We start from the raw sequence: 13,581 nt of genomic DNA, 5'->3' as shown, positions 1-13,581 counted from the left end.
GCGAGCCAATTTTCACTTTAAGACTTAATCAACAGGAGAAGTACAATGGAGATTACCCTTCTTCAGATTGTGCTGGTGTTCATCGTCGCGTGTATTGCGGGTATGGAGTCGGTACTTGATGAATTTCAGTTCCACCGTCCTCTGGTCGCCTGTACCTTAATTGGCGCCGTTCTCGGCGACATGAAAACCGGTATCATCATCGGCGGTACGCTGGAAATGATCGCCCTGGGCTGGATGAACATCGGTGCGGCGGTTGCGCCTGATGCCGCGCTGGCGTCCATTATTTCTACCGTACTGGTTATCGCCGGCCACCAAAGCATCGGCGCCGGTATCGCGCTGGCTATCCCCCTGGCGGCGGCAGGCCAGGTTCTGACCATTATCGTGCGTACCATCACCGTTGCCTTCCAGCACGCGGCGGATAAAGCCGCTGAAAACGGTAACCTGACGGCCATCTCCTGGCTGCACGTTTCCTCGCTGTTCCTGCAGGCGATGCGTATCGCCATCCCGGCGGTTATCGTAGCCATCTCTGTCGGCACCAGCGAAGTTCAGGGTCTGCTGAACGCTATTCCGGAAGTGGTAACTGGTGGTCTGAACATCGCGGGCGGTATGATCGTCGTCGTCGGTTACGCGATGGTCATCAACATGATGCGCGCGGGCTACCTGATGCCGTTCTTCTACCTCGGTTTCGTCACCGCGGCCTTCACCAATTTCAACCTGGTTGCGCTGGGGGTGATTGGTGCCGTCATGGCCATTCTCTACATTCAGCTGAGCCCGAAATATAACCGCGTAGCGGGTGCCCCGGCTCAGGCGGCTGGTAACAACGATCTCGATAACGAACTGGACTAACAGGTGAGCGAAATGGTTGATATGACTAAAAATACCACCGAGAAAAAACTCACTCAGAGTGATATTCGTGGCGTGTTCATTCGTTCTAACCTGTTCCAGGGTTCATGGAACTTCGAACGTATGCAGGCGCTGGGCTTCTGCTTCTCTATGGTTCCGGCAATCCGTCGCCTGTACCCTGAGAACAACGATGCGCGTAAGCAGGCTATTAAGCGTCACCTTGAGTTCTTCAACACCCATCCGTACGTCGCGGCGCCGGTACTCGGCGTAACCCTGGCGATGGAAGAGCAGCGTGCTAACGGCGCGGAAATCGACGATGGCGCAATCAACGGTATCAAAGTTGGCCTGATGGGGCCGCTGGCAGGCGTCGGCGACCCGATCTTCTGGGGTACCGTACGCCCTGTATTCGCCGCGCTCGGCGCCGGTATCGCGATGAGCGGTAGCCTGCTCGGTCCGCTGTTATTCTTTATCCTGTTCAATGCCGTGCGTCTGCTGACCCGCTACTACGGCGTAGCATATGGCTATCGTAAAGGCGTGGACATCGTTAAGGATATGGGCGGCGGCTTCCTGCAGAAACTGACTGAGGGGGCGTCAATCCTCGGCCTGTTTGTCATGGGAGCTCTGGTCAACAAATGGACGCACGTTAATATCCCGCTGGTGGTTTCCACTATCACCGGTCAGGATGGTCAGACTCGTGTGACCACCGTGCAGACCATCCTTGACCAGCTGATGCCGGGACTGGTGCCACTGCTGCTGACCTTCGCCTGTATGTGGCTGCTGCGTAAGAAAGTCAACCCGCTGTGGATCATCGTTGGCTTCTTCGTCATCGGTATCGCCGGCTACGCGGTCGGCCTGCTGGGCCAATAATCGTCACGTTGTAGGCCGGGGACAGCTTTGTCCCCGGCTTTTTTTTAGCGTTAAAACGTGCGCCTGTGCGAAGGCCCACGCAGCCTGGAGGATCAATGGCAATCACGGAGCTGGTGCTCATTCTGTTTATCGTCGCCCTGGTGGCTTTCGCTATCTACGACCAATTCATCATGCCTCGCCGCCATGGCCCCACCCTGCTATCAATCCCCCTGCTGCGTCGTGGACGGGTCGACGGGATGATTTTCGTCGGCCTGACGGCAATTCTCATCTACAACAATATCGCCAGCCACGGTGAAATAATCACCACCTGGTTATTATCTGCGCTGGCATTAATGGGGCTATATCTGTTCTGGATCCGTACGCCGCGAATTTTGTTCAAAAAGAACGGCTTTTTCTTTGCCAACGTGTGGATTGAATATCCACGCATTAAAGCGATGAATTTGTCGGAAGACGGCGTACTGGTGATGCAATTAGAGCAGCGGCGCCTGCTTATTCGCGTACGAAATATCGACGACCTGGAAAAAATATACAAACTACTTGTTACCAGTCAATAAGTTACAGATATAGCCTGCGCTATATTTTCGCCATTCATTGATGCCGGAATATATAGCCATGGCTATATTTACTCACCTATCCTCGTTATATTATTTAACCAATCCTTCACTTAATATTTTAAATGAAAATCGTTATCATTTATTGTTGCTAATATTATTTTTCTGTGATTGTTTTATCTTCTAAAAATATGTTAAGGTTGCGCCCGTCGTTGGGGAGTAGCCGATTTTCCGCAGGTGGAAAATGTACGTGTCAACATACTCGTTGCAAAACGTGGCACGTACGGGTTGAGCGGTCGTTCAATCAGGCGAGACCATAGATACATCACTGCTGTACGTTATGCTCAAGCTCCGCGTATGTTTACTGGGGGCAGCGATGTGTCATATGGATATTCCCCGGTCAGGACACGCTCATGAACATATCTGCCACTATTCTTCTTGCCTTCGGCATGTCGATGGACGCGTTTGCCGCTTCTATCGGTAAAGGCGCCACCCTGCATAAACCTAAGTTCTCCGAAGCGCTGCGTACCGGTCTTATATTCGGCGCGATCGAAACCCTGACGCCGCTGGTCGGCTGGGGCCTGGGCATGTTGGCGAGCCAGTTTGTGCTGGAGTGGAATCACTGGATCGCGTTCGTACTGCTGGTGTTTCTCGGCGGGCGAATGGTCATTGAAGGTTTTCGCGGCGGTGATGACGAGGAGTGTGAAGCGCCGCGCCGCCACGGCTTTTGGCTGCTGGTGACCACCGCATTCGCTACCAGTCTTGATGCAATGGCGGTCGGCGTGGGTCTTGCTTTCCTGCAGGTCAATATTATCGCCACCGCGCTGGCTATCGGCTGCGCCACCTTTACCATGTCGACGCTGGGAATTATGGTTGGCCGCTTTATCGGCCCGCTGCTCGGCAAACGGGCCGAAATTCTCGGCGGTATTGTGCTAATCGGTATCGGCGCACAGATTCTGTGGAGCCATTTCGCCCCTTAGCGCTTACGCTTCGCGCTGCAAGCAGTGGATCATGAAATCGGTCTGGCAGCCAAAAGTTTCCTGCTCGCGCAGTGACTCACGGACTTCCGGTTTCGCTCGCCAGGCAAACGGCGTCATCTGCAGCAATGCTTCCGCCTGCGCGCCGCTCAACTGCATCGGATACGCTAACTGCTGCTCATGACGCAACGTAAAGCCCGGCATCGCTTCCCGGTTCTGTTCATGCAGACGAACTTCATCGTAGATCAGCCCTTTCAGCTCCATCAAATGGCGCGGCCCCGGCGTAGCGGTAATCACCCAACCGCCAGCTTTCACTACACGCGCTAATTCGTCCGCGTTACAGGGCGCATAAATACGCACGACGGCATCCAGAGAGCGATCGGCAAACGGCAACCGTTGGCTGGAAGCCACGCAGAATTCGACCTGCGGGTAACGTTTAGCGGCGGCGCGGATCGCCGACTTTGAGACGTCGAGGCCGAAACTGCGTGCGGCAATGGCGGCGAAAGCATGCGTGTAGTATCCCTCGCCGCAGCCGATATCCAGCAGCTCGCCCGGCGCGAAAGTCCGCAGATAGCCGCAAATCGCCTCGCGCAAGGGTTGATAATATCCGCCATCAAGGAAGGCGCGACGCGCCTGCATCATCTCAGCGCTATCGCCCGGGTCACGTGAACGTTTGAACTGCACCGGCAGTAAATTGACATACCCTTCCTTTGCCAGATCGAACTGGTGCCGCTGCGGGCAAATATAGCTATTTGCGCTGCGGCTAAGCGGCGCGTGGCATAGTGGGCAGGTATAAGACATGATAACTCCGGTGGCGCTGAAAGGGCGAAAGTGTAGCGCTATTCGCCCTCGCAGACCACTGTTACAACGCGGGAGCCAGATCCTCGCGGTTATGCATGACGATAAGATTCTCAGAGCCTTGCGGCATACCGTCTGGCATCACGTTTTCCAGACGTAACACATCGCCCATGATCTGGCTGAACACCGGCGCGGATACCGCCCCACCGTAGTATTTACCGTTGCTGGGGTCGTTTATCACCACCACCAGCGCAAACTTCGGCTGACTGGCCGGCGCCACGCCGGCGGTGTAGGCAACATATTTATCGATATATTTTCCGTCAGGGCCAATTTTCTTCGCCGTGCCGGTTTTCACCGCTATCCGATAATCACGTACCGCCGCTTTTGTACCGCCGCCGCCCGGCAGCGCCACGCTCTCCATCATATGTTCAACTTCATGCACGATCTCTTGCGGCATGACTCGCGTACCGATGACAGGCGGGTCGATACGGGTTATCGACAGCGGGCGCTCAATACCGTAACCGCCGATCGTTGCATAGACATGCGCCAGCTGCAGCGGAGTTACCATCAGTCCATAGCCAAAAGCGAAGGTGGCGCGATCCAGCTCGCCCCAATAACGGCGATGCGGCATTAACCCGGAGCTTTCGCCGGTCAAGCCAAGCCCGGTCGGGTCGCCAAAGCCAAAGGCCTTATAAGTGTCGATCAAGTGTTGCACCGGCATTGCCAGTGAGAGGTGCGAAACTCCTGTATCACTCGATTTTTGCAGGATACCGGTAAGCGTCAGCTCGGGATAATAACCCACGTCGCGGATGCGATGACCATCAAGCGTAAAGGGATGGGTATCGACGACGCTATCCGGCTGCACGATACCCTGCTGTAACGCGGTCATAATCACCAGCGGTTTGACCGTTGAACCCGGCTCAAAGGTATCGCTGATAGCGCGATTTCGAAAATCATCGAGCTGGGCGCTGTCGCGGTTATTAGGGTTAAAATCCGGGTAGCTGGCCATCGACAGGATTTCGCCGGTATCAATCTTGATCAACACCGCCGCGCCTGATTCCGCCTTATTCCAACGCACGGCATTATCCAGCGCATCCTCCGTGACCGTTTGCAGCCGCTCGTCGATACTAAGTTGCAGGTTATGTGCCGGAACGGGGGCCTGCTCGGTAATATTTTCTATCACATGACCGTGGCGGTCTTTGCGCACCAGCCGACGCCCAGGCGTGCCCATGAGCTGTTTGTTAAAACTTTTCTCAACTCCCTCAATCCCCTGATTATCTACGTTGGTAAAGCCCAGCAGGTTGGCGGCGACGTGTCCGGCCGGATAAAAACGGCGGGACTCATCGCGCAAATAAACGCCCGGGAGATGCAATTTATCGATCCAGTCGGCCTGTTCCGGATTAACCTGGCGCGCCAGATAGAGGAATCGGGCATGGGGATGCGACTGCACCCGATGAGAGAGCTCAATAAGATCGAGATGCAATGCTTCCGCCATAGCCTGCCAGCGCGGGCCATAGCCGACGCCGCCCTTCTCCAGCATGGTCTGTGGATCTATCCAGATTGCGCTTACCGGCACGCTCACCGCCAGCGGGCGTCCTTCACGATCGCTGATAGTTCCGCGCATTACGGCAATGGGTTCTTCGCGCAGCGAACGCATATCCTCTTGTTTAACCAGATTATCCGGAGAGACGATTTGCAGCCAACCTACCCTCGCCAGCAGAAATCCAAGACATCCCAAAATCGCCACACACAGCAACCCAAAACGGATAGGGAGAAAATTTGTGGCGGACTTACTTTTATTCTTTTGCACCGTAGCTCCAGCATTATTTTGCAACCACCTGATTTAACAGAAAATTGGCAAAACAGACTGCTAAACAGTGCTAATAAGGGTGATGTTTTGCAACAAAGCGCGTCGGAGGGGAAATATTGGAAATACTTTGCAACAGATGCTAAAAAGCCCCGCAGTAGCGAGGCTTTCTTACAAGATGAGTGGTCTTGAATCAGATAGCAGTTACGTTAACTGCAGCCGGACCTTTCTGGCCGTCCTGAATTTCGAACTCAACGTTCTGGCCTTCAGCCAGAGTTTTGAAGCCGTTACCCTGGATTGCAGAGAAGTGTACGAACACGTCTTTGCTGCCATCAGCCGGAGTAATGAAGCCAAAACCTTTAGACTCGTTGAACCACTTAACTTGACCTTTAATCTTTGCCATTTGCAAAATTCCTTAAACTGTTTTCTTCACCCGCAGGTGCTTACATAGATAAAACTGACACATAACTGCATGAGGCACTAATATAAGGTTCGGCAGAGAAGCGGTATTCAACGACAACGTGTTTACTCAGGACTTCTTTACTGAAAATGCCACACATAAACAGAACTGTACCTCGTTTAACCCGAAACGTGTTATCACACACAACGTAAATAATGGCAAGCCATTTTTAAACGTGTCACGATCGTTCGCACAAATTATCAGGAAATCATTTGATCGCCTGCACATTTATGCGTCTTTGCCGCGCCTGGCTTATCTTTGCATTGTTACCAAACAAACAATAACGTATGCCTGATAAATGCAACTTTTTTACCATAGCTCAACAACTTCTGTTCGTCCAGGTACGTACGTATACGAACTGCCATATTTAAGGGGGCGCAGCGGCGTATTGTGCATAATGATGCGAAAATGGCGCTGAAGAACAAGAGGAAATCGCCTGAACTATGCCAGTAGTAGAGTTAATTAAACCGCTAACTCGTTACCACACAAATATTCGCTAAAATAGACGTTAATAATGAAACATTAATGACAACGTATTGCCAGCAAGCAATAGAAACGTTTCGTTATTACTTTTTTTGATTAGCTCAAAAGATTATTCAATATGTGAAATAGAGCATGGATGTTTAATCCATTAAACGGAAACAGTTTGAGGCGGAATAAGGGATTATATAAGAATAAGTTATAGCTAAATTTTATGACACTCACAGGCGCGCACATGATGTGCACACCTGTTCATCAACTTAACGTTCGGCAACGAGACGAATGAAATCGTCGTCGTTTTTCTCCTTCTCAGCCGCTGAAGGTTCAGCAACCTCTGCTTTCTCCGGCTCATTGGCTTCACAGAGACGGCGCAGCAGCGCATTCTGCCGCTTTTGTTGATCCAACAGCGACTGCAGCAGTTCGATTTGCTCATTGCTACGTGAACTGGCGCGATTCACAAAGAACCACAGCAGCAACCCCACCAGCAGCAGTACAACGGAAAGCGCCAGAGACGCCAGACTTACAATCCCAGGATTCAATAACTCACTCATTTCACCACCTCAAAGAGAAGGCGTTCATTCTACCACCCGCGCGGCAGAAGAAAATCCGTCGGCACAAAAATGTCTTACCAGGGGATGAACTTGTTAATAGCGCAAATACCGCTGAAAAATTGCACATCCTGATCGCACATTACGTTAAGCATCTGAGTCCACAGCAGTAAACAGCCCGCTATGACAACAATCAGCAAAACCCAGCGTAATTTTTTCACTCCACTCTCCGTACCATAATCAGATGTTGCCAGGATAACACGGCCTTCTTAAACCGCGGCTAACTGTAATACGAAAGGCGAGTTTAGGAATCATAGACTTGTATCAAATAATGTTCGTGCCAGAATAAACGTCAGGATCATACAAATAACGAGGCAACAATGCGATTGATCATTCGCTCTATTGTCATACTGGCGATCGTCTGGATTGGCGTATTATTAAGCGGTTATGGCGTATTAATTGGCAGCAATCAGAATGCTGGCGGGCTGGGACTACAGTGCAAATACCTGACGGCGCAAGGCATCACCACCGCACAATATGTTCACTCTGATAGCGGTATTATCGGCATTACCAACTGCCCGATTCTGCGCAAAAGCGTGAAGGTTATCGATCAGGGTTAATACCAGTGGAGCTACAGCATCGCGCTGTAGCTCCCGCTGACTATCAGAACGGATAATTGTTATAACCCATCTGCTCGGAAATCTTACGCGCGGCGGCATGCAGCATCGCCACATACTCGTGCAAACGTTCTTCAGAGAAGCGCAGCGTCGGGAAGGAAATACTCAAGCCGGCAATCACCACGCCAAAGCGATCGAAGACCGGCACCGCAATACAGCGTAATCCTTCTTCCTGCTCCTCATTGTCTTCGCCATAGCCCTGCTCGCGCACCTGGTCCAGCACTTTCAACAGCTCGCTGGTATCGGTAATGGTTCGCTCGGTGCTACGTTTGTACTCCACGCCCTCCATGATTTGCTCGACTTCCGCCCGCTCGCGCCACGCCAGCAGCACTTTACCAATGGCGGTGCTATACAGCGGATTACGACGACCGATACGCGAATACATCCGCAGGTTATACATGGAATCAATTTTGTGGATATAAACGATGCTGTCTTCATCTAGCGCGCCGAGGTGAATCGTCTCTTTAGTCAGACGCGAAATTTCGCGCATCTGGATATCAGCGCTGCGGATCAGATCAACGTTCTGCAATGCCCGCGCGCCAAGCTCGAACAACTTCAACGTTAAAGAATATTTCTCAGACTCGCCTTCCTGTGCGACATAGCCCAGCGACTTCATAGTCTGTAAAAAACGATACACCGTGCTTTTAGACATCATCACACGCTGTGACAATTCGGTGATACCAATCTCACGCTCTTCGCCCAAAGCCTGCAGGATGCCAAAAACTTTTAATACTGAAGAGACAGAATCTGGCTGTTTATCCATATCAGCAGCTGCCATTGTTCACCTCATCGTAACTGTTTTATAAAATTCAGAACTGTTTTTTATTATAAATTCACATTATGACCGTCGCAATCGTTGTTCTGCGAGTTGGTTACAAATCTGCGACTTATGGTTGAATAATCAATGCTAAAATCATTAATCAGAAAATAGTTTCCTCTAAGACTTAAACTTCACATGGATAAAAAATTTTTGGATGGCCTGCCGGCGCCGCAGCGCTACGGCGCCATTCTGACGATTGTTTTAGGCTTGACGATGGCCGTACTTGATGGCGCTATCGCCAACGTCGCCCTGCCGACGATTGCCACCGACCTCAATGCTTCGCCGGCATCGTCAATCTGGATAGTCAACGCTTATCAAATCGCTATTGTCATCGCCCTCCTACCGCTATCGTTTCTTGGCGATATGGTTGGCTATCGGCGCATCTATAAAATCGGTCTGGTGGTATTTACTATCACCTCGTTGATTTGCGCACTTTCCCGAAGCCTTGAGATGTTGACGCTGGCGCGAGTGGCTCAAGGTTTAGGCGGCGCGGCGCTGATGAGTGTCAACACGGCGCTGATTCGCCTTATCTATCCTAAAAGGCAGCTAGGACGCGGAATGGGCATCAACTCTTTCGTTGTCGCCGTATCCTCCGCCGCGGGGCCAACCATTGCCGCCGCTATTCTTTCGCTCGCCTCCTGGCAATGGCTGTTTTTAATCAACGTACCGCTGGGGATTATTTCTATTTTCCTCGCTATGCGTTTTTTGCCGCCCAACAGCGCCGCCAGCAAAATTACCCGTTTCGATCTGCCGAGCGCGATCATGAACGCTCTCACCTTCGGGCTGCTCATCACGGCGCTCGGCGGCTTTGCCCAGGGGCAATCCGGTTATCTGGTGCTCGCGGAAGTCATCGCCATGCTGATTATCGGCTTCTTCTTTGTGCGACGGCAGTTGCGCATGCCGGTACCACTGCTACCCGTTGATTTACTGCGAATTCCGATCTTTTCGCTCTCTATCTGCACCTCGATCTGTTCATTTTGCGCCCAGATGCTGGCGATGGTATCCCTGCCCTTTTTCCTGCAAACCGTTATCGGACGCAGTGAAGTAGAGACCGGGCTGCTGTTAACGCCGTGGCCATTGGCGACCATGGTGATGGCCCCTCTGGCGGGTTACCTGATAGAGAAAGTTCATGCCGGGCTACTGGGGGCAATGGGGTTGCTGATCATGGCCTGCGGCCTGTTTGGCCTTGCGCTATTACCCTCTTCCCCTTCCGACCTCGATATTATCTGGCGGATGGCGCTGTGCGGCGCGGGCTTCGGGCTGTTTCAGTCGCCAAACAACCATACTATTGTCTCCTCCGCGCCAGGCCATCGCAGCGGCGGCGCCAGCGGCATGTTAGGTACCGCACGCTTACTGGGACAAAGTAGCGGCGCCGCGCTGGTCGCCCTGCTGTTTAACCTGGCGGGCGATAGCGGCACCCATACCGCGCTTCTGCTGGCAGGCGCCCTGGCGGTGGTTGCCGCCGCCATCAGCGGGCTACGCGTAACTCAACCGCGCGCCGCCTGATAACGCACAGCCAAAAAAAATCCGCAGCCCGAAAGCTGCGGATTTTTATTTTCAACGTCTGCACGCCAGATTATTTCAGGTATTCCCCGCTGCGCAGCGCTTCAATGCGTTTATCCAACGGCGGGTGGGTCATGAACAGTTCGCTCATCGACTTCGCTTTACCGTTGATACAGAACGCCATCATGCTGCTCGCTTCCTGCGGTTCATAGCTGGTTTTCAAGCGCTGCAACGCAGCAATCATCTTCTCACGGCCGACCAGTTTGGCGGAACCAGCATCGGCGTGGAATTCACGGTAGCGCGAGAACCACATGGTAATGATGCTGGCGAGAATACCAAACACCAGCTCCAGTACGGTAGCGACCGCAAAGTAGATAAGCGGGTTACCGTTGCTGCTTTCGCCTTCATCTTCACGATTACCGCCGAGGAAACCAGCCGCAATCTGCGCGATAACGCGGGAGATAAAGATAACGAAGGTGTTCACTACCCCCTGAATCAGCGTCATGGTGACCATGTCGCCATTGGCAATATGGCTGATTTCGTGAGCGATAACGGCTTCCGCTTCATCACGGCTCATATTCTGCAGCAAGCCGGTGCTCACGGCGACCAGAGAAGCGTCGCGGCGCGCGCCGGTGGCGAAGGCGTTAATGTCCGGGGCGTGATAAATCGCCACCTGCGGCATGCCGATGCCCGCCTGCTGCGCCTGCTGCGCGACGGTGTTCATCAGCCAAAGCTCAGTTTCGTTACGCGGCTGCTCGATAACTTCCCCACCAACCGACTTCAGCGCCATCCATTTCGACATCAGCAGCGAAACGATCGAGCCGCCAAAACCAAACAGTAGCGCCATGATCAGCAGGCCGGTCATGCTGCTCGACTGGATCCCCGTCAGGCTAAGCACCAGGCCAAATACCACCATGACCGCCAGGTTAGTCAGCAGGAAAAGCGCGATTCGCATCATAATATTCTTTTTACCTCGATTTAACAAAACGCACTATGCGATACCCCATATCGTATGGGTCAGATGCTAATTTTCAACTATCAGACCCGGCTAAGTCACGAGAAAGACACAACTTTACATTTTGTAGCATATCGCTGACACCCTGAGAGAGTGTTGACATTTTTGTTGAATAAAGTCGACGGGCAGATGAAGAGAGAAAAAGAAACGGGCACAATCACTTGTGCCCGTTGAGGAGTTATTTGCTAACCGGCGGCTCTACCGGAGGCTGAGCTTTTTCCTGTTGCGCCAGGTCAATGGCGATATGCACGGTCTCATCAAGATACGGATCCGGTTCCTGATAATCCTTCGGCAGATCGTCAATCTTTTTGAGCAGCGGCTTGCCTTCGCGTTTCAGGCGATCGTTCACTCGCGCCAGACGAATCGCATCATCTTCTTCATTCTCTTTCTCACGCTGCGCGTAGTTCAGAGAAACAATATTGCGCTTGTCTTTCATAGCGTTAAAGCGCGCAATATCCTTCATGATGTACTGGAATTCCGGATCTTTCGCGATACGGTCTTCATGGCGCTTAAGCAGTTCAGGTTCGAACGGTTTCATATCGCCGGACTTCACGTAGGTCGCCGGATCGATACTATCCCACGGCAGCGCGTTATCTTCATACTGCTCGCCGGTATCGCGATCTTCTTTACCGGTTGGCATCATGATGTCCGGAGTAACCCCTTTACGCTGAGTGCTGCCGCCGTTAATGCGGTAGAACTTCTGGATGGTGTACTGTACGGAACCTAACGCCGGCCATTCCGGGCGCAGCATCTGATCGTAGATACGGTTTAGCGAACGATACTGCTGAACGGTTCCTTTACCAAAGGTCTGCTCGCCGACGATCAGCGCACGGCCATAGTCCTGCATCGCGGCGGCAAAAATTTCCGATGCCGAGGCGCTGAAGCGATCGACCAGGACCACCAGCGGACCTTTGTAGTAGACGACACCGTCGGTATCGCTATCTTCGCGAACCTTACCGTTGTTATCACGCACCTGTACCACCGGGCCGGATGGGATAAACAGACCAGAGAGCGAAACCGCCTCCGTCAGCGCGCCACCGCCGTTACTGCGCAGATCGATGACGATGCTGCTGACATTCTGTTTTTCCAGCTTCTGCAGTTGCACTTTGACGTCATCGGTCAGGCCAACGTAGAAGCCCGGGATATCCAGCACGCCGACTTTTTCTTTACCGACGGTTTTGACCGACATCTTAACCGCACGGTCTTCAAGACGAATACGTTCGCGGGTCAGAGTAACAATTCGGGTTTTCGCCCCTTTGCCAGCCGGCAGAACTTCCAGGCGAACTTTGCTGCCCTTCGGCCCTTTGATCAGCGCGACAACATCGTCCAGCCGCCAGCCGATGACATCGACCATGCTCTTACCCGGCTGACCGACGCCGACGATACGGTCGCCAACGCTAATCGCTTTGCTCTTCGCCGCAGGACCACCGGCAACCAGTGAATTGATCACCGTATAGTCGTCGTCCATTTGCAGCACCGCGCCAATACCTTCCAGAGACAAGCTCATTTCAGTATTGAACTGTTCGGTGTTACGCGGGGAGAGATAGTTGGTATGCGGGTCGATTTCGCGCGCGAAAGCGGTCATCGCCAGCGAGAAGACGTCTTCGCTGTTGGTTTGGGCCAAGCGACGAATCGCAAACTTGTAGCGACGAGTCAGGGTTTCACGAATTTCTTTCTCGTCTTTACCCGCCAGCTTCAGGCTTAGTTCATCGAACTTCACCTTGGCGTCCCACAGCGCGTTAAGCTCGGCTTCATCCTTCGGCCACGGCGCCTTGCTGCGATCGAGATTGAAGTTGTCGTTGCCGGTAAAATTCATCGGACGATCCAGTACCTTTAGGGCGTACTGGTAACGCTCAAAGCGTCGCTTCTGCGCGAGGTTATACAGGTCGTAGAAAACGTCCAGTTTACCGCTGCGCAGTTCGTCGCCGATTTTATTTTTTTGCGCCGCAAACTGAGAAACGTCGCTGGCCAGCAGCACGTTATGGCTGTAATCCAGCAGATTCAGATAGCGGTCGAAAATTTTTGCCGAAAAGGCGTTGTCGAGATCAAACTGCCGATAATGGGAGCGAGTAAAGCGCGAGGTAACGCGCTCACTCACCGTCGCGTGCTGCGGCTCTTCTTTCAGCACGGGAATTTGATCGACTCGGGTGATATCGTCCACGGCGAAGGCATGGCCTGCTATTGCTAGCAGGCCCGCAAGCGCGGTGAGCTTAAAAAGTTTGTTCATGCCTGGCC

14 protein-coding genes, 1 pseudogene and 1 riboswitch are annotated in these 13,581 nt (G+C 52.7%); of the genes and pseudogenes, 6 read left to right on the top strand and 9 right to left on the bottom strand.

Going from position 1 to position 13,581, the window contains the following annotated elements:
- Positions 1–45: 45 nt before the first annotated feature.
- From PGS10_RS14230 to mntP, 4 genes are all read left to right on the top strand, one after another.
- Positions 46–846: a PTS mannose/fructose/sorbose transporter subunit IIC gene (locus tag PGS10_RS14230; protein ID WP_015366039.1), complete on the top strand. Its 801-nt coding sequence runs from the start codon at positions 46–48 to the stop codon at positions 844–846.
- Between the two features lie 12 nt (positions 847–858).
- Positions 859–1,710 carry a PTS mannose transporter subunit IID gene (locus tag PGS10_RS14225; RefSeq protein ID WP_015366038.1) on the top strand — a complete coding sequence of 284 codons (852 nt, stop codon included), beginning with the start codon at positions 859–861 and terminating at the stop codon, positions 1,708–1,710.
- Between the two features lie 95 nt (positions 1,711–1,805).
- On the top strand, positions 1,806–2,264 hold the full coding sequence (locus PGS10_RS14220; protein ID WP_045390389.1) for a DUF986 family protein: 459 nt from the start codon (positions 1,806–1,808) through the stop codon (positions 2,262–2,264).
- Positions 2,265–2,463: 199 nt separating this feature from the next.
- A riboswitch (yybP-ykoY riboswitch) is annotated at positions 2,464–2,613 on the top strand.
- A gap of 61 nt (positions 2,614–2,674) precedes the next feature.
- Positions 2,675–3,241 carry a manganese efflux pump MntP gene (gene mntP / locus PGS10_RS14215; protein WP_045390386.1) on the top strand — a complete coding sequence of 189 codons (567 nt, stop codon included), beginning with the start codon at positions 2,675–2,677 and terminating at the stop codon, positions 3,239–3,241.
- Between the two features lie 3 nt (positions 3,242–3,244).
- Here the strand turns inward: mntP and rlmA are convergent, their stop codons facing one another.
- The 6 genes and pseudogenes from rlmA to mgrB all read right to left on the bottom strand — a co-directional run bounded on the left by rlmA (position 3,245) and on the right by mgrB (position 7,552).
- Positions 3,245–4,039, bottom strand: coding sequence for a 23S rRNA (guanine(745)-N(1))-methyltransferase (gene rlmA / locus PGS10_RS14210; protein WP_316423113.1), 795 nt, complete (start codon positions 4,037–4,039; stop codon positions 3,245–3,247).
- Positions 4,040–4,100: 61 nt separating this feature from the next.
- Complete coding sequence (ftsI, locus tag PGS10_RS14205) at positions 4,101–5,846, bottom strand: peptidoglycan glycosyltransferase FtsI (protein ID WP_045390382.1); 1,746 nt, start codon at positions 5,844–5,846, stop codon at positions 4,101–4,103.
- 190 nt (positions 5,847–6,036) lie between these two features.
- A complete protein-coding gene (cspE, locus tag PGS10_RS14200; protein ID WP_001062678.1) occupies positions 6,037–6,246 on the bottom strand; it encodes a transcription antiterminator/RNA stability regulator CspE in 210 nt (69 codons plus the stop codon).
- 12 nt (positions 6,247–6,258) lie between these two features.
- Positions 6,259–6,403, bottom strand: a pseudogene (locus PGS10_RS14195) (DUF2627 domain-containing protein).
- 640 nt (positions 6,404–7,043) lie between these two features.
- Positions 7,044–7,334, bottom strand: coding sequence for a YebO family protein (locus PGS10_RS14190; RefSeq protein WP_047066877.1), 291 nt, complete (start codon positions 7,332–7,334; stop codon positions 7,044–7,046).
- Positions 7,335–7,408: 74 nt separating this feature from the next.
- Positions 7,409–7,552, bottom strand: coding sequence for a PhoP/PhoQ regulator MgrB (mgrB, locus tag PGS10_RS14185; protein ID WP_015366032.1), 144 nt, complete (start codon positions 7,550–7,552; stop codon positions 7,409–7,411).
- A 159-nt stretch (positions 7,553–7,711) separates the two neighbouring features.
- On the opposite strand from mgrB, the gene PGS10_RS14180 reads away from it, so the two are divergent.
- Entirely contained in the window at positions 7,712–7,951 is a 240-nt protein-coding gene (locus PGS10_RS14180; RefSeq protein ID WP_015705933.1) for a YobH family protein, read from the top strand.
- Between the two features lie 43 nt (positions 7,952–7,994).
- Here PGS10_RS14180 and kdgR read toward each other — a convergent pair whose 3' ends face one another.
- Positions 7,995–8,786 carry a DNA-binding transcriptional regulator KdgR gene (gene kdgR / locus PGS10_RS14175; RefSeq protein WP_045390378.1) on the bottom strand — a complete coding sequence of 264 codons (792 nt, stop codon included), beginning with the start codon at positions 8,784–8,786 and terminating at the stop codon, positions 7,995–7,997.
- A gap of 177 nt (positions 8,787–8,963) precedes the next feature.
- Here kdgR and PGS10_RS14170 point away from each other — a divergent pair, with 177 nt between their 5' ends.
- The gene (locus PGS10_RS14170) at positions 8,964–10,334 is read left to right on the top strand and encodes an MFS transporter (protein ID WP_047045290.1); all 1,371 of its coding nucleotides are present in this window, start codon (positions 8,964–8,966) and stop codon (positions 10,332–10,334) included.
- A 70-nt stretch (positions 10,335–10,404) separates the two neighbouring features.
- On the opposite strand, the gene htpX is transcribed toward PGS10_RS14170, so the two are convergent.
- A complete protein-coding gene (htpX, locus tag PGS10_RS14165) occupies positions 10,405–11,289 on the bottom strand; it encodes a protease HtpX (protein ID WP_316423112.1) in 885 nt (294 codons plus the stop codon).
- Between the two features lie 235 nt (positions 11,290–11,524).
- The gene (prc, locus tag PGS10_RS14160) at positions 11,525–13,573 is read right to left on the bottom strand and encodes a carboxy terminal-processing peptidase (RefSeq protein ID WP_047045293.1); all 2,049 of its coding nucleotides are present in this window, start codon (positions 13,571–13,573) and stop codon (positions 11,525–11,527) included.
- Positions 13,574–13,581: the final 8 nt, after the last annotated feature.

The sequence above is a fragment of the Klebsiella sp. 141153 genome, assembly GCF_032601995.1.
Lineage (GTDB): Bacteria > Pseudomonadota > Gammaproteobacteria > Enterobacterales > Enterobacteriaceae > Klebsiella > Klebsiella aerogenes.
This window is presented reverse-complemented; position numbering and strand designations above follow the sequence as displayed.